The sequence below is a fragment of the Herbaspirillum sp. Her4 genome (assembly GCF_057961335.1).
Window position 1 is genome coordinate 4,375,394 of record NZ_CM176330.1, and the last position, 18,747, is coordinate 4,394,140.

At 63.7% G+C, this 18,747-nt stretch carries 18 protein-coding genes; 10 read left to right on the forward strand and 8 right to left on the reverse strand.

The features are described 5' to 3' along the window. The first annotated feature begins 16 nt into the window (after positions 1 to 16). The 6 genes from prfB to ACWFUC_RS19845 all read left to right on the forward strand — a co-directional run bounded on the left by prfB (position 17) and on the right by ACWFUC_RS19845 (position 6,257). Positions 17 to 1,121, forward strand: a protein-coding gene (prfB, locus tag ACWFUC_RS19820) for a peptide chain release factor 2 (protein ID WP_100245601.1) whose coding sequence is annotated in 2 segments (ribosomal slippage) — positions 17 to 97 and positions 99 to 1,121 — 1,104 coding nt in all. Because the reading frame shifts where the segments join, the coding sequence is not laid out codon by codon here. 75 nt (positions 1,122 to 1,196) lie between these two features. Further along, a complete protein-coding gene (gene lysS, locus ACWFUC_RS19825; protein ID WP_039785523.1) occupies positions 1,197 to 2,738 on the forward strand; it encodes a lysine--tRNA ligase in 1,542 nt (513 codons plus the stop codon). Positions 2,739 to 3,036: 298 nt separating this feature from the next. Then, a complete protein-coding gene (locus tag ACWFUC_RS19830; protein ID WP_489623092.1) occupies positions 3,037 to 3,735 on the forward strand; it encodes a glycine zipper 2TM domain-containing protein in 699 nt (232 codons plus the stop codon). A gap of 417 nt (positions 3,736 to 4,152) precedes the next feature. Further along, positions 4,153 to 5,085 carry an alpha/beta hydrolase gene (locus ACWFUC_RS19835; protein WP_489623093.1) on the forward strand — a complete coding sequence of 311 codons (933 nt, stop codon included), beginning with the start codon at positions 4,153 to 4,155 and terminating at the stop codon, positions 5,083 to 5,085. 108 nt (positions 5,086 to 5,193) lie between these two features. Beyond that, positions 5,194 to 5,709 carry a DUF4118 domain-containing protein gene (locus tag ACWFUC_RS19840; protein WP_209566801.1) on the forward strand — a complete coding sequence of 172 codons (516 nt, stop codon included), beginning with the start codon at positions 5,194 to 5,196 and terminating at the stop codon, positions 5,707 to 5,709. Positions 5,710 to 5,822: 113 nt separating this feature from the next. Continuing rightward, positions 5,823 to 6,257, forward strand: coding sequence for a response regulator (locus tag ACWFUC_RS19845; RefSeq protein WP_489623094.1), 435 nt, complete (start codon positions 5,823 to 5,825; stop codon positions 6,255 to 6,257). Here ACWFUC_RS19845 and pdxR read toward each other — a convergent pair. After that, a complete protein-coding gene (gene pdxR / locus ACWFUC_RS19850) occupies positions 6,239 to 7,714 on the reverse strand; it encodes a MocR-like pyridoxine biosynthesis transcription factor PdxR (RefSeq protein WP_489623095.1) in 1,476 nt (491 codons plus the stop codon). The genes ACWFUC_RS19845 and pdxR overlap by 19 nt on opposite strands. A 104-nt stretch (positions 7,715 to 7,818) precedes the next feature. On the opposite strand from pdxR, the gene ACWFUC_RS19855 reads away from it, so the two are divergent. Continuing rightward, complete coding sequence (locus tag ACWFUC_RS19855) at positions 7,819 to 8,562, forward strand: GNAT family N-acetyltransferase (protein ID WP_489623096.1); 744 nt, start codon at positions 7,819 to 7,821, stop codon at positions 8,560 to 8,562. On the opposite strand, the gene ACWFUC_RS19860 is transcribed toward ACWFUC_RS19855, so the two are convergent. Next, a complete protein-coding gene (locus tag ACWFUC_RS19860; RefSeq protein ID WP_034334253.1) occupies positions 8,537 to 9,454 on the reverse strand; it encodes a LysR family transcriptional regulator in 918 nt (305 codons plus the stop codon). The genes ACWFUC_RS19855 and ACWFUC_RS19860 overlap by 26 nt on opposite strands. A gap of 164 nt (positions 9,455 to 9,618) precedes the next feature. On the opposite strand from ACWFUC_RS19860, the gene argC reads away from it, so the two are divergent. Continuing rightward, positions 9,619 to 10,551 carry an N-acetyl-gamma-glutamyl-phosphate reductase gene (argC, locus tag ACWFUC_RS19865; protein ID WP_489623097.1) on the forward strand — a complete coding sequence of 311 codons (933 nt, stop codon included), beginning with the start codon at positions 9,619 to 9,621 and terminating at the stop codon, positions 10,549 to 10,551. A 227-nt stretch (positions 10,552 to 10,778) separates the two neighbouring features. Beyond that, on the forward strand, positions 10,779 to 11,006 hold the full coding sequence (locus ACWFUC_RS19870; RefSeq protein WP_039785514.1) for a hypothetical protein: 228 nt from the start codon (positions 10,779 to 10,781) through the stop codon (positions 11,004 to 11,006). 82 nt (positions 11,007 to 11,088) lie between these two features. Here the strand turns inward: ACWFUC_RS19870 and ACWFUC_RS19875 are convergent, their stop codons facing one another. From ACWFUC_RS19875 to ACWFUC_RS19900, 6 genes are all read right to left on the reverse strand, one after another. Beyond that, on the reverse strand, positions 11,089 to 12,114 hold the full coding sequence (locus ACWFUC_RS19875) for a TRAP transporter substrate-binding protein (RefSeq protein WP_489623098.1): 1,026 nt from the start codon (positions 12,112 to 12,114) through the stop codon (positions 11,089 to 11,091). Positions 12,115 to 12,168: 54 nt separating this feature from the next. Next, complete coding sequence (locus ACWFUC_RS19880) at positions 12,169 to 13,293, reverse strand: zinc-dependent alcohol dehydrogenase family protein (protein ID WP_489623099.1); 1,125 nt, start codon at positions 13,291 to 13,293, stop codon at positions 12,169 to 12,171. Positions 13,294 to 13,369: 76 nt separating this feature from the next. Beyond that, positions 13,370 to 14,209, reverse strand: coding sequence for an aldolase/citrate lyase family protein (locus tag ACWFUC_RS19885; RefSeq protein ID WP_134135899.1), 840 nt, complete (start codon positions 14,207 to 14,209; stop codon positions 13,370 to 13,372). Next, positions 14,209 to 15,399, reverse strand: a complete 1,191-nt coding sequence (locus tag ACWFUC_RS19890) for a CaiB/BaiF CoA transferase family protein (protein WP_489623100.1) — start codon at positions 15,397 to 15,399, stop codon at positions 14,209 to 14,211. Before ACWFUC_RS19890 ends, ACWFUC_RS19885 begins: the two co-directional genes overlap by 1 nt. Positions 15,400 to 15,423: 24 nt before the next feature. After that, a complete protein-coding gene (locus ACWFUC_RS19895) occupies positions 15,424 to 16,590 on the reverse strand; it encodes an acyl-CoA dehydrogenase family protein (protein WP_489623101.1) in 1,167 nt (388 codons plus the stop codon). Between the two features lie 43 nt (positions 16,591 to 16,633). Next, on the reverse strand, positions 16,634 to 17,494 hold the full coding sequence (locus ACWFUC_RS19900; RefSeq protein WP_489623102.1) for an HTD2 family dehydratase: 861 nt from the start codon (positions 17,492 to 17,494) through the stop codon (positions 16,634 to 16,636). 295 nt (positions 17,495 to 17,789) lie between these two features. On the opposite strand from ACWFUC_RS19900, the gene ACWFUC_RS19905 reads away from it, so the two are divergent. Further along, positions 17,790 to 18,728 (forward strand): LysR family transcriptional regulator, encoded by a 939-nt coding sequence (locus tag ACWFUC_RS19905; RefSeq protein ID WP_489623103.1) that lies wholly within the window; start codon positions 17,790 to 17,792, stop codon positions 18,726 to 18,728. The last annotated feature ends 19 nt before the right edge of the window (positions 18,729 to 18,747 follow it).

The window sequence follows — 18,747 nt, forward strand, 5'->3', positions numbered from 1 at the left end:
CGCAAAAGAAACCATCATGGAAGCAGAACGCCTCAATTCCCTCCAATCCTTGCTCGATGATCTGGCCACCCGTGCCACCGAGCTTCGGAGGTATCTTTGACTTCGATGTGAAGTCGGAGAAACTCGAACAAGTCAACGCCGAACTGGAAGATCCCAACGTCTGGAACGACCAGAAGCGGGCCCAGGACCTCGGCAAGGAAAAGAAATCGCTGGAAGCGATCGTCCACACCCTCATCAAGATCGACAGCGAGCTCACCGATGCGCGTGACCTCTTCGAGATGGCACGCGAGGAAAAGGACGAAGACACCATCGTCGCCATCGAAGCCGATGCCGAGACCCTGAAGAAGCTGGTCGAAGACATGGAATTCCGCCGCATGTTCAGCGGCCCCATGGACGCCAACAACTGCTTCATCGACATCCAGGCCGGTGCCGGCGGTACCGAAGCCCAGGACTGGGCTTCCATGCTGCTGCGCCAATACCTGCGCTACTGCGAGCGCAAGGGCTTCAAGGCCGAAATCCTGGAACAGTCCGACGGTGAAGTGGCCGGCATCAAGACCGCCACCATCAAGGTCGAGGGCGAATACGCCTATGGCTTCCTGCGCACCGAAACGGGTGTGCACCGCCTGGTGCGCAAGTCGCCGTTCGACTCGTCCAATGGCCGCCATACGTCCTTCTCGAGCCTGTTCGTCTACCCCGAAGTGGATGAATCCTTCGAGATCGAGATCAACCCGGCTGATGTGCGGGTGGACACCTACCGTGCCTCCGGCGCGGGTGGCCAGCACATCAACAAGACCGACTCCGCCGTGCGCCTGACGCACGCCCCGACGGGCATCGTCGTGCAATGCCAGAACGACCGCAGCCAGCACCGCAACCGGGCCGAGGCCTGGGACATGCTGCGCGCCAAGCTGTTCGAACTGGAACTGCGCAAGCGCATGAGCGAACAGCAGAAGCTGGAAGACTCCAAGACCGACGTCGGCTGGGGCCACCAGATCCGCTCCTACGTGCTGGACCAGTCCCGCATCAAGGACCTGCGCACCAACTTCGAAACCGGCAATACCAAGGCCGTCCTCGATGGCGACATCGACGACTTCATCGCGGCCTCGCTGAAACAGGGCGTCTGATCCCGGTGGCCGCGCGGCCTTGCTGCGCGGCCTGCTCTGGCTGATCTGACCGTTCAACCTTCAAGAATTCCAACCATGACCACGCAAAACACCCCCGCCGCCCAGCCGGCAGCCGACGAGAACAGCATCATCGCCGAGCGCCGCGCCAAGCTGGCCGCCATCCGCGAGCAGGGCGTCGCCTTCCCCAACGATTTCCGCCCGGCCAACAATGCCGCCGACCTGCACGCCAAGTACGATGGCCTGGAGAATGAAGCGCTGGAAGCCGAACCGGTCCAGGTCACCGTGGCAGGCCGCATGATGTTGAAGCGTGTCATGGGCAAGGCGGCCTTCGCCACCCTGCAGGACGCCTCGGGCGTGCGCGCCGACGGCCGCATCCAGCTCTACGTGACCCGCGACGTCACCGGCGAAGAAGCCATGGCCGCCTTCAAGCACTATGACCTGGGCGATATCCTGGGCGCTGAAGGCACCCTCTTCAAGACCAAGACCGGCGAGCTGTCCATCAAGGTCACCAAGTTAAAGCTGATCACCAAGTCGCTGCGCCCTCTGCCGGACAAGTTCCACGGCTTGGCCGACCAGGAAATGAAGTACCGCCAGCGCTATGTCGACCTGATCATGAGCGAAGAGACGCGCCGCACCTTCAAGGCGCGTACTGCAGCGATGTCGTCGATCCGCCGCTTCATGGAAACCAACGGTTTCATGGAAGTGGAAACCCCGATGCTGCACCCGATCCCGGGCGGCGCGGCGGCCAAGCCCTTCATCACCCACCACAATGCGCTGGACATGCAGATGTTCATGCGCATCGCCCCCGAGCTGTACCTGAAGCGCCTGGTGGTGGGCGGTTTCGAGCGCGTCTTCGAGGTCAACCGCAACTTCCGCAACGAAGGTGTCTCGCCGCGTCACAACCCCGAATTCACGATGATGGAGTTCTACGCTGCCTACGTGGATTACCAGTGGCTGATGGGCTTCACCGAACAGGTGATCCGCCAGGCCGCCATCGACGCCCACGGCACCGCCGTGCTGACCTATCAGGGCCGCGAGCTGGACCTGTCCAAGCCCTTCGACCGCCTGACCATCACCGGCGCGATCCTGAAGTACGCCCCGAACTACACCGAAGCGCAACTGGCCGACATCGACTTCCTGCGCACTGAACTCAAGAAGTTCGGCGTCAAGACCGACCAAGCCCCGCTGGCCGGTGCCGGCATCGGCGCGCTGCAACTGGCGCTGTTCGAAGAAACGGCCGAATCGCAGCTGTGGAACCCGACCTACATCATCGATTACCCGGTCGAGGTCTCGCCGCTGGCGCGCGCTTCCGACACGGTCGCCGGCATCACCGAGCGCTTCGAGCTGTTCATCACCGGCCGCGAGATCGCCAACGGCTTCTCCGAGTTGAATGACGCAGAGGACCAGGCCGCCCGCTTCCAGGCGCAAGTGGCCGCCAAGGACGCTGGCGATGAGGAAGCCATGTACTACGACGCCGACTACATCCGTGCCCTGGAATACGGCATGCCGCCGGCTGGTGGCTGCGGCATCGGCATCGACCGCCTGATGATGCTCATCACCGACTCGCCCAACATCCGCGACGTGATCCTGTTCCCGCACCTGCGCCGCGAAGACTGATCGTCACGCGGGACGGCGCTGCGCCGCTCCCGCGTTGGCGCATCCCGCCTTGCTGTCTCCGCATCCCGCCTGGGATGCGGAACCCCATCCCCCCTGCACGCCCCTCCCTTCCCGCCTGAAACGCCCTTCGATTGCTCTAGAGCAGCGTTATCTTGCCGCAAACCCGTGTCCAGACCGACTGTTGCAGGATTACAAGTCCTTACAACTGACACAGAATCGGGATTTTTTTTGGCCCATGACCACTCCATAATCCAGTCATCCACTCATCAACGACAACAGAACAACTAGAGAGGTCATCATGGAAAGCAATGCCAATACCAATACCCAGCAAAACCTGAACGCAAGCAACAACGCCGTGAGCCAGCCTTCCGCACCTGCTTCGTCGGGACGGATTCATCCGCTGGTCGCCGGTGCCTCGGTGGCCGTGATTCTGGTCAGCCTGATCGGCGTGGCCGCGATGACGGGTCTGTTGCCCAGCTCCAAGAGCGCCAATTCGCCGCAGCAGGTCGCGGCCATGGAGCAAACCGGCCAGCCGGGCCAAGCCGCCCAGGGCCAGCAACCGCTGGTGCAGCAACAAGCTCCGCAATCCACCTCTTACCAGCCGCAACAGGGCGCCTACCCGGCCCAGGCAGCAGCCCCCGTGGCCCAGCGCGCCGCGGCCGTTTGCAGCAGCTGCGGTGAAGTGATCGGCGTGCGGACCGTGCGCCACAGCGTCCCGACCAGCGGTGTGGGTATTGCTGGCGGCGCAGTGGTCGGCGGCCTGCTGGGCAACCAGATCGGTGGAGGTACCGGCCGTACCCTGGCCACCATCGCCGGTGCCGTCGGCGGCGGTTACGCCGGCAACGAAGTGGAAAAGAACGTGCGCTCCACCACGAGCTACGTCGTCGACGTCCGCATGGACAATGGCAAGACCCGCAGCTTCCCGCAAACCAGCGAAAACTGGCGTGTCGGCGACCAGGTGCGCGTGGTCAATGGCCGCCTGGAAGGCCGCGGCTAAGTCCAACAGCGCCTTCGCCCGGTCTCCGGGCGCGGATATCAAGCCCTTCGAGTCGCCTCGAAGGGCTTTTTCTTTGTTGTCGTTTAACCGCCCGGTATTTGTCTTTTGGTGCTGGATATGAAGATTTGTGCACCAATTGCGTCTTTACAACGTTATCCTGACATCAGATTGTCATTTTCCTGCCGGATGGCATGCCAGGCCACCGTCACCCGGCGTTTCCGGGAAGGCAATTGATAAACGCTGGCAACATTTCAACGAGGCAGTTAGACTTTCGCGAAAAGTCATCCGCCTGGACGGCAGCGGAGTTGGTAGTCGGGAAACAGAACGCTGAAGCGTCGACCCGCTTACTCGTACTGAACGGGGGGCGAAGAATTCGCCGGGCGGCGCCCACGGGGCGCGAAAAGCGTTTGAAGATTTATGGACTCACTGTCATCCACCGATACCAGCAGCCCGGCCAGCACAGCGGCCGAGCCTGTCGAGCAACCTCAGCCTGAAGAGCGACACGGCGGCCCGCACAAGGAGCATGCGGTCATCCTCCTGCACGGCCTGTGCGGTTCGCAGCTGGAAATGGGGTCCATCCCCAAGCAGCTGAAGAAGGCTGGCTGTACCGTCATCCCGCTCAACATCGACAACTATTCCGCTGCCCTGACCAATCCGCGCGTCTCGCCCAATTGGGAAGACTGGTGCGCCGTGGTCGAAAGCCGGGTGGCGCGCCTGAAGGAAGAATTCCGTACCGTCTCTTTGTGCGGCCTGTCCATGGGCGCGACGCTGGCGCTGGCCGTGGCGGCGCGCAGCAAGGAACTGCTGTCGGTGGTGCTGCTCTCGCCGGTGCTGCAATACGATGGCTGGTCAGTGCCCTGGTACTGGAAAATGCTGACCGTGGTCTATGACATGGGCGTGCGCAACTGGTCCTACAAGGAAAGCGAACCCTACGGCATCAAGAATTACGAGATGCGCCGCCGTGTGGCCGCCGCACTGGAAAAGGATGGCGTGGCCGCCGTCGGTGCCGCTGCCATCCCGGCACGCCACCTGCGCGCCGCCCTGCGCATGATCGCTTTCGTGCGCAAATCCCTGCCCCTGGTCCGCACCGATACCCTGATCATTCACTCCATCGACGATGAAACCGCATCGCCGCGCAATGCCGAGCTGATCCTGCAACAGATCAACGCCGAGGTACGCAAGGTGATCTGGCTGGGCGACTGTTATCACATCATCACCGTCGACAATGAACGTGAAATCGTCACCAACGAAACCGTGATGTTCATCAAGCGCAGCATCGAGATCCACGGCAACGAGATGAAGCGCAAGTATCTCGCCCATGCCTCGCCGCTGAAGGACAGACGGCACTGACTTGATGTGAAGATACAACGCAGCCCGGCAATTTGGCCGCCAGTAAGTCTTTTGACAGACAGCATTCTTAACATGAGCCCATTGCACCACCGTGCAATGTGAACCAAGATGGATACGACGCGCCCCCACTCCAAGACCATCATGAGCCTGATCCGACTCAAGAACGCCAAAAGCTGGCGCCCGCAGGGCTTCAGGCCGTTGTACGTCAGTACGTTCGGCTTCGTCGCCGCCTTCGGGCTGCGCTATGCGCTGGCGCCTTTTGTCGAGGAATCGCTGTCGATGCTGTTTTTTGCCGTCAATTGCATCGTGATGAGCTATCTGTTCGGCTATCTGTATTCCCTGGGCCTGCTGGCCATCAGCATCCCCACGGCCATGTTCTTCTTCCGCAAGCCGTATTACACGATGGACGGGCTCAACGACAAGGACATCTTCCTGATCCTGGTCTACATGGTCATCGTCGCCACCGCCTCGATCATCATCGAGTGGCTGCAGCGCGAGCGCTATGCCGCGGTGCTGCAGCAGCGCGTATCGGAAACCCGCTATCGCCTGCTGATCGAATCGGACCAGGCGCGCCGTGCCGAATATGCCAGGCAATTCGAAAGCAGCGCCCGCGAAAGCGCCTGATTTCGATCCGCACCGGGGCTGCCGGCAACACCTGCGCAGCCCATCAGGAAGCTCCTGATACCCTGCCCGCAGCCTCTCCCCTAAGATGCCTCCATACCAGCAAGGAGGCTGCCATGTCCCTGACCCATCACCTGCCCAGCGTACTCGTCGTCGATGCCGACCTGGACGCCATCGAAACCGCCCGCTTCGCCGTCTGGCGCAGCCAGTTGCCCTGCCAGTTCGAATGGTTCGACGATGCCGAACTGGCCAATTCTTCGCTGCTGACCAAGGCCCTGTGCCGCAGCAAGGAGCTGCCGGCCCTGATCCTGCTGGATCCGCGCAGCTTTACCGGCACCGAAGGGTATGAATTGCTGCGCACCCTGTGCATCTACCAGCAACTGGCGCATATCCCGCTGGTGCTGTTCACGGCCGCGCCGATGTCCGCCGATTTCGCCCAGGAACAAGACAGCCGCATCTGGTATGCCGCCAAGCCGGCCCGCGCGGCCGATTACATGGACCTGGTCACGCGCTGCGTGAAGCAGCGCCTGCATCAGCCGGCCACGCTCTGATCACGCTGCACGCGCCTGACGATCCCCGCCAGGCGCCTGATCAGCGCGGCGTATTGCTCTTGCGAGGTATTGCCGTAACCGATCACCAGCCCGTTGTTGCCAGCCTGCGCCGGCCCAGCCGAAAACGACGACAGCGCCCCGACATTCATGCCCGCCGCCCGCGCCGCCGTACTCACGGCGGTATCCGGACAATCCGGCGGCAGCCGCAAGGTCAAATGCAAGCCGCTGTCGCCCCCTGAAATGCCGAACTCCGGCAACTGCGCCTGCAAGGCCGCCCGCAGAGCCTGCTGGCGCTCCCGATAGAGCCGTTTCATGCGTCCCAGATGGCGCGCGAACTGGCCGCCGGCCATGAACTCCGCCAACGCCAGTTGCTCCAGCCGGTGCCCGCCGCGCAACAACTCGGACAGCGCGCGCCCCGCCCCCTCTCCCACGGAAGACGGCAGTACCAGAAAACCGATGCGCAAGCCCGGGAACAGGGTCTTGCTGAAGGTGCCCACATACAGCACCGGCGCATCCGGCACCAGTCCCTGCATGGCCGGGATGGGATGGCCGTGATGGCGGAAGTCGCTGTCGTAATCGTCCTCGATGATCCAGCAGCCGTGCTCGCGGGCCCGCGCGATGAGCGCCAGCCGCCGCGCCAGCGACAGTACCGCGCCGGTCGGATATTGGTGCGAAGGCGTCACATGGATCAGCCGGGGCGGCGAGCGCCAGGCCCGCTCGGCAATCAGGATGCCCTCCTCGTCGACCGGCATGGAACGAATCTTCATATCGCCTGCATGGAAGGCGGCACGCACCCCGCCATAGCCGGGATCCTCCAGCCAGGCGCGCTCGCCCGGATTGGCAAAGAGCCGCACGCACAGCGACAGCGCCCCTTGTGAGCCCTCGGTCACCACCACCTGTCCCGCTTCGCAACGCACGCCGCGAGCCACCCGCAGATATTGTGCGATGGACTCGCGCAAGGCTGGCTCGCCCAGCGGATCGCCATAGGCCAGCGCCATCGGGCCGGCCCGTTTCAGCGCGCGCTCCTGCGCGCGCAGCCAGGCATTGAGCGGAAAGCGATTGAGCGCCGGCATCCCCGGCGTGAGGGCCAGCCCGCGGTCACCGGCATCGCGCGTGGGCTGCATGGTGCTGACCCGGCGCGATGGGCGTGCGTGGCCGGTGCGTGACGGAGAGGACACGGCATGCAGCCTTGCCGGCGCTGCCAGCAGGGTCACCACGCGCGTCCCCTGCCGATCCGCTGCGGCATAGCCCTCGGCCACCAGTTGTTCATAGACAGCCAGCACGGTATTGCGCGCTACCTGCAACTGCTCGCACAGGCTGCGGGTGGAAGGCAGGCGACTGCCGGGCGGCAACTGGCCACCGAGGATGGCGCGCTTGAAGCGCGCCAGCAATTGCTGCTGGCGCGAAGCAGCGCCGGGCCGCACATCGAGCGGGGAAGACAGCAAGGAAAGTGGCATGGCAAGCAGGTTTTCGTGGCTCCATCAAATCATCGTCTTGTGGCACTTTTGATGATGCCACGAAAACGCTATCGTGCCAGCTCTCCCTCGCCATGAAAGCCACCATGACCGATCTCGTCCGCAGCAACGATTACCAGCAACCCATCGGCCCTGCCCTGCCGGACTGGCAGCCGCGTGCGCGTCCCGATGGACGCACCCTGCAAGGCCGCAGCTGCCGGCTGGAGCGGCTGGATGCCGATCGCCACGCCGCGCAACTGCACGCCGCCTTCGCCACCGCCCCGGATGGACGCGACTGGACCTACATGATGAGCGGCCCCTTCCCCGACGCCGCCAGCTACCGTCAGCAGGCCATGCAGATGCAGGCCACGCAGGATCCGCTGCACCATGCCGTGATCGACCTGCGCACGGGGGACGCCATCGGCACCCTGGCCCTCATGCGCATCGAACCGGCGCACGGCGTGATCGAGGTCGGGCACATCGCACTCTCGCCGCTGCTCAAGCGCAGCCGCATGGCCACCGAAGCGCACTACCTGCTGATGCGCCACGTCTTCGAGGATCTCGGCTATCGCCGCTACGAATGGAAGTGCGACAGCCTCAATGCGCCCTCGCGCGCTGCCGCGCAGCGCCTGGGGTTCAGCTTCGAGGGCATCTTCCGCCAGGCCATCGTCTATCGTGGCCGCAGCCGGGATACGGCGTGGTTCTCCATCATCGACAGCGAATGGCCGGCACTACGCGCAGCCTTTGAACGATGGCTGGACGACGGCAATTTCGATGCAGCGGGCCAGCAGCGCCAGTCACTTTCCGTCCTGACACGCGCCGCGCTTACGCAGGCGAACGCGGTGTCTTGAGCTGCTTGAGTTCCCACAGCGCTTCCAGCACATGGCGCGTCGCCGGTTCCAGCTGGCTGGCGCGATGGGCGATACCGAGGGGCCGCCACAGCGCTGGCCGCAAGGGCCGCATGACGATGCGCGGATCCAGCGGCACCGGCCGCCCTTGCGCGCTGGCCTCATGCGGCAGCAGCGTGGCACCGTAACCGGCGGCCACCAGACTCTTGATGGCATCGTTGAAATTGAGCTGGATGCGCGCCTCCGGTTGTTCACCGGCCCCCGCGAACCATTCGCTGGTGAGACGCGAGAGCCGCGTCTCGGGCGCATTGAGGATCAGCGGCTGCGCGGCCAGCCAGCCCGGCGTGACCAGCCGGGGCGCGTGCCAGGCCGCCGGCAGGAAGGCCATCACCGGATCACGCCGCCACGGCCGGACCGTCAGGCCGCTCACGGGAGACTGTGGCAAGGCCACCAGGCCGATGTCCAGCAGCCCTTCGTTCAACTGCGACAGTGTCTCCTGCGAGGTCAGGATGTGGATCTGCACGTCGATGTCGGGATGGCGCTGCCCCAGCCGTTCGAGCACCTGCGGCAGCAACGTGGCAATGGCCCCGGTGGAGGCACCCAGCCTGACGCGCCCGGCCAGCCCCAGCACTTGCCGGCCGACTTCTTCCAGTGCCTGGTCGGCCGCCGCCAGCAATTGCCGTGCGCGGGCGATCAGGGTGGCACCGATGCCGGAAGGCCGCACCTGGCTGCGCTGGCGCAACAGCAGCGGCGCACCGATGCGCTCTTCCAGTTCGCTGATGTGCAGGCTCACCGTGGGTGGAGCCAGGTGCAGTTCGCGCGCGGCGGCGGCAAAGGAACCCAGGTCGGCAATGGCCACCAGGGTACGCAGACGGTCCAGGCTCAATTCACGCATTGCATGACTCCCGTGGAAAGGACGACGTTCAGGAAAACTGAACGATCTCTTTGTGATATTCAACTTTTACAATTATACGATCCGGTTCACCATGCAGGTCTTCGGCAAGCGCCAGCCGACCTGTTTCGGCGCACATCCCTGTCTTCCCTGCATTGGAGCAACCCGTGAGCACACTTCCCCTGATCTTCATCGATGGCGACCAAGGCACCACCGGCCTGCAGATCCATGAGCGTCTGCGCGACCGCAAGGACCTGCGCATCCTGACCCTGCCGGCCGCCGAACGCAAGGACGCAGCCCGCCGCGCCGAGGCCATCAACAGCGCCGACATCGCCCTGCTGTGCCTGCCGGATGCCGCTGCCCGCGAAGCCATCACGCTGATCGAGAATCCCAAGGTGCGCGTGATCGATGCCAGCTCGGCCCATCGCACCAGCCCCGGCTGGGTTTATGGCTTCCCCGAACTGTCGGCGCAACAGCCGCAGGCGATTGCCCATGCACAGCGCGTGACCAATCCCGGCTGCTATCCAACCGGTGCCATTGCCCTGCTGCGTCCACTGGTCCAGGCCGGCCTGGTGCCCGCCGATTATCCGCTGGCCATCCATGCGGTCTCCGGCTATTCCGGTGGCGGCCGCGCCCAGGTCGAGCAATACGAAGGGGCGGAGGCCGCGCAAGCCGCGCCCTTCGTGCTATACGGACTGGGACTGGCGCACAAGCATCCGCCGGAGATGCAGTTGCACGCCGGCTTGTCGCAGCGCCCGGTATTCGTGCCCAGCTATGGCGCCTTCCGCCAGGGCATCGTGCTGTCCATCGCCTTGCAGGCCCGCCTGCTGCCGCCGAACGCCACGCTGGAGAGCCTGCGGGCCGCCCTGCAGGCGCATTACGCCGGTGCGCGCCACGTCACCGTGCTGGATGCGGAGCAAAGCGCGGCCACGGCCCAGCTCGATCCGACCCGCCACAACAACAGCAACGACATGACGCTGGGCGTCTTCGGCAATGCCGCCGAAGGACACCTCCTGCTGTGCGCCGTGTTCGACAACCTGGGCAAGGGCGCCTCCGGTGCCGCCGTGCAGAACCTGGACCTGATGCTGGGCGCCCACTGACTCGTGTATCAGGGTCAAGCTCATCAGCATGCATCCATTGACTGGCGGGCGAGACCCACAAGGCCGCGTCCGCCGTCAAGCGTCTTGCTCGTAAATTGTGGTAAAGGACTGAAATAGCGCAAGGCAGGAAAGCGCAGGCTGTGGCATGATGGCACCTCGATTTGCCACCCAACCTGCAGGTGCCGGCCCTCCCCCTCAGCAGTGACCGCCGCCCGCTTCGAAGCAAGATGTCCACCACCTTAGGCGCTATCGCGTGCAAGTATTTTGACGCGACCATCAAATTGACTCCCGTATTGCGTACCGATGGCAAGTGGACGGCGTTCGTCCATATCGACTTTCCGGACCGTACCACGCATGAATTCGGCGATTTCAAGCCGGGCAATTCCAAGATGGAAGCCCTGCAGAATGCCGTCACGGCGGCCGAGCAATACGTCCGCGAGCGCAAGAAAAAGTAAGTTTTTTCTTCCCTGCTCTTCCGCATGAAAAAACGGCCTGCATCGCTGCAGGCCGCGCTTTCGGCTGTTGCGGGCTGTGCGCTCAATTCATCTTCACGCCTGCCGCCTCGCTTTCCTTATAGATTGCATCGATGAGATCCTGCCCCACACGCGAGGCCATGCTCTTGTGCACCGGCAGCAGTGCGCGCCGCCATTCGGCTTTCTCTTCCTCGCTCAAGGTATAGACCTTGGTCTTGCCGCTGGCCTTGATGGCGGCCAAGGCATCGTCATTTTCCTTCTGGGCGATGGTATTGGCATACACCGTCGCCTCCTTCATGGCCCCGTCCAGCTGGCTGCGCACGTCCGCCGGCAGGGCTTCCCAGAACTTCTTGTTCACGATCACCGCATAGCCGATGTAGCCGTGGTCCGACACCGTCAGGTTGGACTGCACCTCGTGCATCTTCTGCGTATAGACATTGGACGGGGTGTTCTCGCTGCCATCCACCACGCCGGTCTGCATGGCCTGATACACCTCGGAAAACGCCAGCACCTGCGGATTGGCCTTGAGCGCGCGGAACTGTTCATCGAGTACCTTGGAGGACTGGATGCGCATCTTCAGTGCCCGGAAGTCCGCCACCTTGTGCAGCGGTCGGTTGGCCGTCATCACCTTCATGCCGTTATCCCAGTAGGCCAGGCCCTTGATGCCCTTGCTCTCCAGCTTCTGGAACAGCCCCTGCCCGATCGGCCCTTCGGTCACGCGTTTCAGCACGGTCTTGTTGGGGAAGATGTAGGGCAGATCGAAGACCTCGAACTCCTTGGCGCCCAGCGGGCCGAACTTGGCCAGCGAAGGAGCGAGCATCTGCACCGAGCCCAGTTGCAGGGCTTCCAGTTCTTCCTTGTCCTTGTAGAGCGTGCTGTTGGGATAGACCTCGACCTTGACGCGGCCATGGGTCGCCTTCTCGGCCAGCTCCTTGAAGCGTTCCGCGCCCTTGCCCTTGGGCGTGTCATTGGCCACCACGTGGCTGAACTTGATGACGATGGTCTGCTGGGCCAGCGCTGCCGTGGCCCACAGGCTCAGCGTGGCGAAGGCGCAGGCGGTCAGTGCCGCCCGCTTTGTGATGATGGTCATGGATGTCTCCTCCGGGGATGAAGCCGGCAGGCCGATGACCTCGGCCTTCCGGCGTTAGAACACGATCAGGTCACGCAGGCCCTCCCCGCTGTGCAGGCGGTCGAAGCCGCGATTGATGTCCGCCAGCGCCAGGCGCTCGCCCATGAGCTTGTCCACCGGCAGCTTGCCGGCCTGGTACAGGCCGATGTAACGCGGGATATCGCGCACCGGCACGCAGGAGCCGATGTAGCTGCCCTTGACGGTCCGTTCCTCGGCCACCAGGCTGACCTGCTGCAAGGGCCAGTTCTGGTTCGGTGCCGGCAGGCCGGCGGTGACCGTCATGCCACCGCGCCGGGTCATGCGATAGGCGGCCTCCATGGCCTGCACGGACCCCGCCATCTCGAAGGCGTAATCGACGCCGCCCTTGGTCAGCGCCTTGACCTTCTCCACCGCATCCGGATCACGGGCATTGACGGTGGCCGTAGCGCCCAAGGCGCGCGCCACTTCCAGCTTGCTGTCATGCAGATCGACGGCAATCACTTCGCGGGCACCGGAGGCCAGCGCGCCCAGCATGGTGCACAGGCCCACGCCGCCCAATCCCAGCACGGCCGCCGTGGTCCCGGCCTTGACCTCGGCCGTATTGACCGCCGCACCCACACCGGTCAGCACGGCGCAGCCGAACAGGGCCGCCTGTACCGGATCGATGTCCGCCTCGATCTTCACGCAGGAGCGGCGCGACACCACCGCATGATCAGCAAAGGCCGACACGCCCAGGTGATGGTGCACATGCTGCACGCGGTCGTGCAGCCGGCGCTGGCCGGAGAGCAATTCCCCTACCGCGTTGGTTGCCGCACCCGGCTCGCACAGCGCAGGACGTCCTTCCATGCAAGGCAGGCAGTGACCGCAGCTCGGCACGAAGACCAGCACCACCAGGTCACCCGCACGCAGGTCGCTCACGCCGCTGCCGACCTCGACCACTTCGGCCGATGCCTCGTGCCCCAGCGCCATGGGCACCGGACGCGGACGCACACCGGTAATGACCGACAGGTCCGAGTGGCACAGGCCCGCTGCCTTCATCTTGACCAGCACTTCACCGGGGCCGGGCGGATCGAGATCGAGTTCCTCGATCTTCAGCGGCTGGCTCACCGCAAATGGATAAGCCTCGGTCATTTCACGCAATACGGCGGCCTGGATTTTCATGGTGTCGTCTCCCTGCTTGTTGGAAAACGCCTAGATTACACGAGCGCTGCCCGGCGCAACGCAGGTCAATCCCGGCTCAGTCCACCAGACGGCCAGCCTGATGCAGGAATTTCTCTGCCTGCAGGATCACCGGTTTGTCGATCATTTTTCCCTTGAGCGAAATCGCACCACCATCGCTGGCACGCACGGCCGCCATCACTTCCTCGGCCCACGCCAGCTCCTGCTCGCCGGGCATGAAACCGCGCCGCACGCCCTCCACCTGCTTCGGATGGATGCACAGCTTCGCGCCAAAGCCCATGCGCCTGGCCCGCTGCACCATGCGGGCGAGGAAGGCATCGTCATTGAAATCCGTGGTCACGCCATCGATGGGCGGCGCGATGCCCGCCAGGCGCGATGCCATCACCATCTCCATGCGGAAATGCATCAGCTCTTCTTCCTCCGGGCCGCATTGCATGCCCAGATCGACCTGCGCATCGATGGAACCGAAGGCCAGCCGCTGCACCCCCGGCACGGCGGCAATCTCGCGCATCGCGGCCAGGCCGGCGGCACTTTCGATCAGCGCAATCAGACCACGCCCAGGCCCCAGCCGACGCGCGATGGCAGACAGGGTCTTGGCCTCCTCTGCCTTCGGCAGAACAATGCCCGCCATCGATAGTGCAGAAAACGTCAACAGGTCATCACCGTGCCAGACGGTGTCGGCCGCGTTGATGCGCACCCACAGGCGCGGCTGCGGACCATTGCCGCGCAGCCAGCGGGCCAATGTGGCGCGCGCTTCCTCCTTCTGCGGCAGGGCGACTGCATCTTCCAGGTCAACGATGACGGCATCGGCCCCGCTCTCCAGCGCCTTGACGTAGCGCTCGGGACGATTGGCCGGCACGAACAGGTAGCTGCTGGCCGTGGTGATGTGCGGTGCCATTACACGGCCCCCCGTTCGCGCAGCGCAGTGATGGCTGCTGCGTCATAGCCCAGTCTGGCGAGGATGGCCTCGGTGTGCTGACCCAAGGCAGGAATGGCTTCCATGCGGTAATCGAAACTGTCATTTGCACCCGGCGGCAGCAGCGCCGCCACCTTGCCGGCCGGCGTATCCACTTCGGTCCAGCGTTCGCGCGCGGCCAGTTGCGGGTGCTGCCACAGTTCCTGCATGGTATTCACGCGCGCATTGGCGATCTGCGCCTGGTCCAGGCGCGCCACCACCTGCTCCGCACTCATGTCGGCGAACATGCCCAGGATCAGCTGGCGCAGCACTTCGCGATGTTCATGGCGGCGCGCATTGCTGGAAAAGCGTTCATCGGTGGCCAGCGCGGCGTCCTGCAAGACCACCTCGCAGAAGACTTTCCATTCGCGTTCGTTCTGCAAGCCCAGCATGACTGTCTTGCCATCACCGGCCTTGAATGGTCCATAGGGGTAGATGGTGGCGTGCTCCGCGCCCGAACGGCCCGGCGCGCTGGCCCCCTGGTAGGCGTAATACAGGGGAAAGCTCATCCACTCCGTCAATGCCTCCAGCATCGACAGATCGATATGGCTGCCGCGTCCATCACGTCCGCGCTTGATGAGGGCGGCCAGAATGTTGGAATACGCGTACATGCCGGCGGCGATATCGGCAATTGAGCATCCGGCCTTGACCACTTCATCCGGCGTCCCGGTGACCGACAGAAAACCGGCTTCACTCTGGATCAGCAGGTCATAGGCTTTCTTGTCGCGATAGGGACCATCCTCGCCATAGCCGGAGATGTCACACACGATCAGTCCCGGATGCTTCTCGTGCAGCGCCTTGGCCGACAGGCCGAGCCCGGCGGCGGCACCCGGTGCGAGATTCTGCACCAGCACATCGGCCTCGCCCAGAAGCTGGTCGATGATGCGCTTGCCCTCTTCATCCTTGAGGTTGAGGGTCAGACTTTCCTTGGAACGATTGGTCCAGACGAAGTGCGAGGACAAGCCGTTGACGCGCGTATCGTAGCCGCGCGCAAAATCCCCGACACCGGGCCGCTCGATCTTGATGACACGGGCCCCCAGGTCTGCCAGCTGGCGCGTACAGAACGGCGCGGCGATGGCGTGTTCCAGACTGATGACGGTGATGCCCTCCAGCGGGCGATTGGCGTGCGACATGGAGACTCCCTTGGGCGGCCTGATTCAGAAGGAACGGGGCAGACCGAGAATGTGCTCGGCCACGTAGGAAAAAATCAGGTTGGTCGAAATCGGCGCTACCTGATACAACCGTGTCTCGCGGAACTTGCGCTCGACGTCGTATTCGCAGGCAAAGCCAAACCCGCCATGCGTCTGCAGGCAGACATTGGCCGCCTCCCACGAGGCCTTGGCCGCCAGATACTTGGCCATGTTGGCCTGGGCACCGCAGTTCTGATGGGCATCAAAGAGCGCACAGGCCTGGTAGCGCATCAGGTTGGCGGCCTCGATCTCGATGTAGGCATCGGCAATCGGGAACTGCACGCCCTGGTTCATGCCGATGGGGCGATCGAAGACCACGCGTTCTTTGGCATAAGCGCTCGCCTTGTCGATGAACCAGTAGCCATCGCCGATGCACTCGGCGGCGATCAGGGTGCGCTCGGCGTTGAGGCCGTCGAGGATGTACCTGAAGCCGCGCCCCTCCTCGCCGATCAGGTTCTCGGCAGGGATTTCCAGATTGTCGAAGAAAAGTTCATTGGTCTCATGATTGACCATATTCAGAATGGGCCGCACCTCCAGCCCCTTGCCGATGGCCTCCCTCAGATCGACCAGGAAGATCGACATGCCCTCGGACTTTTTCTTCACTTGATCCAAAGGCGTGGTCCTGGCGAGCAGGATCATCAGGTCGGAATGCTGTACCCGCGAGATCCAGACCTTCTGGCCATTGACCACGTAACGATCGCCCTTCTTCACCGCCACCGTCTTGATGCGCGTGGTATCGGTACCGGTCGTGGGCTCGGTCACGCCCATCGATTGCAGGCGCAGTTCACCGCTGGCGATCTTGGGCAGGTATTGCTGCTTCTGCCGTTCCGAGCCGTGGCGCAGCAGCGTACCCATGTTGTACATCTGGCCGTGACAGGCCCCGGAATTCCCGCCGGTGCGATTGATCTCTTCCATGATGACCGAAGCTTCGGTCAGCCCCAGTCCCGAGCCGCCGTATTCCTGCGGAATCAGGGCCGCCATCCAGCCGGCTTTGGTGAGCGCATCGACGAATTGCTCGGGATAGCCGCGCGCTTCGTCGACCTTGCGCCAGTACTCCGGCGGGAAGGTCTGGCACAGGTCACGCACGGCGTCGCGCAGGTCGGGGTAGGCATCAGGGACGGCTTGATACGACATGAGGGGGCTCCGGCTCTATATTATTTAAATGATTTATTTCGTTTCAGTCCAGCAGAACTTCGGCCTGCATCGCCAGCTCGCCACGTTCGTTCTGCGCCCACAGCGCCACGCTCTTGCCATCGGCAGCAGGCTTGCCGCACAGCGTGAAGGGCTCGGTATCGAACAAGGTTCCCACCGAGCGGAAGTTGAACTCGCGCATCACCGCCTGCGGCATTTCACGCGCCACCAGATCGGCCAGCAAGGTGGCGATCAGCGGCCCGTGGACGATGAGGCCGGGATAGCCCTCCACCTCAGTGACATAGCTGCGGTCGTAATGGATGCGATGGCCGTTGAAGGTCAGCGCTGAATAACGGAACAGTAGCACCGGGTCCGGCTCCACGCGGCGCGACCAGCGCGCATCGGTGGGCGCGCTCTTCGGCACCACCACCGGGGCGCCCGGCTGCGGCAGATCGCGGTAGACGATGTCATGCTCTTCGCTCAGACACAGCTGGCCCTGATGACGGATGGTGTGCTGCACGGTCACGAAAGCGAGCGCGCCGGTGCGGCCCTGCTTCACGTCCACGCTGGCGATGCGCGAGACTTTCTCGGCCTCTGCGCCGACGGGCAGCGGAGCTGCAAACCGCAGTCTTCCCCCGGCCCACATGCGGCGCGGCAGCGGCACCGGCGGCAGGAAACCACCGCGCTGCGGATGGCCATCCGCGCCCACTTCGGACTGGCGGCACACACTCCAGAAATAGATCCAGTGCCACAGCGGCGGCAGCGCATCGCCGACCTGCGGCTGGCGCGGACCGTCCAGCGTGGCCGCCAGCGCTGCCGCGAAGGACGGGCTGATCTGGTCGTGGCGCGTTTCGGTCTTGTCCAGCCACTGCCGCAGCAGGGCGAGATCGAGGTCGGGGTGCGACATGGCTCCTCGCATCGTGGTTGTTGGTTGGGCACGAGTCTGCGGTGTCCACCCGCCGGGAACAATCTGTATTTTTGGAAGGGGGGCTTACGCAGAACTGAAGTCACACGCAGCATAGAGATGCGGCATCGCGTCACAACTCGTCCGTATTTCACACCATGCAGTGACGCAATTGGGCGTACCATGGGCAGCCACCGAGAGCACGCGCGTACCCATGGCGGAAGCGTGCCGCAATACAGGATGGCCAGGCTTGCCGCAGTGCAGGCGGCATCCTCACCGACTCTTTCCGGGAGACATCATGCTTTTCGATCTGACCGACCTGCGCCTCTTCATCCTCATTGCTGAACTCAACAGCCTCACCCGCAGTGCCGAGCGCATGAATCTCTCGCTGCCCGCCACCAGCAATCGCATCAAGGAACTGGAAACGCGCTTCGGCACCCGCCTGCTCTATCGCGAGAGCAAGGGCGTGCAGCTCACGCCGGCCGGGCATACCCTGCTGCATCACGCACAGCTCTTCATGCAGCAGGTGGAACACCTCAAGAGCGACATGCAGCAGTACAACAACGGCATCAAGGGCTATATCCGCATTTTCGCCAACACCACGGCGGTGACCGAATTCATGCCCGAGATCCTGGGCAAGTTCCTGGCCAGACATCCGCAGGTCAACGTCTCACTGGAAGAGCGCCTGAACCATGACATCCTGCGCGGCATCCAGGAAGGCACGGCCGATATCGGCATCGTGGCCGGTCCGGTGCAGGGGGATGGACTGCAGGTACTCAACTTCTCGACGGACAGGCTGGTGCTGGCCACTGCGCTGGAACACCCGCTGGCGGGCGCCGGCAGCGTTCCCTTCCAGGACACGCTGGAGTACGAACACATCGGCCTGCACGAAGGCAGCACCCTGCACCACTTCCTCAACAAGATCGTTTCCGAACAGGGGCAGCGTCTCAAGCTGCGCATTCAGGTGCGCAGCTTCGAAGCCATGTGCCGCATGATCGAGACCAATGTCGGCATCGGCATCGTGCCGCGATCAGCGGCGCAGCGGCATCAGCAGACCATGCAGTTGGCGGTGGTGGAGTTGAGCGATCCGTGGAGCGTGCGCGAGCGCAGCTTGGTGTTCCAGAACATGGATACGCTGTCGCCGCATGCACGCAATCTGGTGGATTTCATCCGCGAGCAGATGGCGCAGGAGAGCGACGAAGACAAGCTCGCCGCACGCGCAAGAAACACCGCCTGAGCGGCGGAGATGGCCGGCC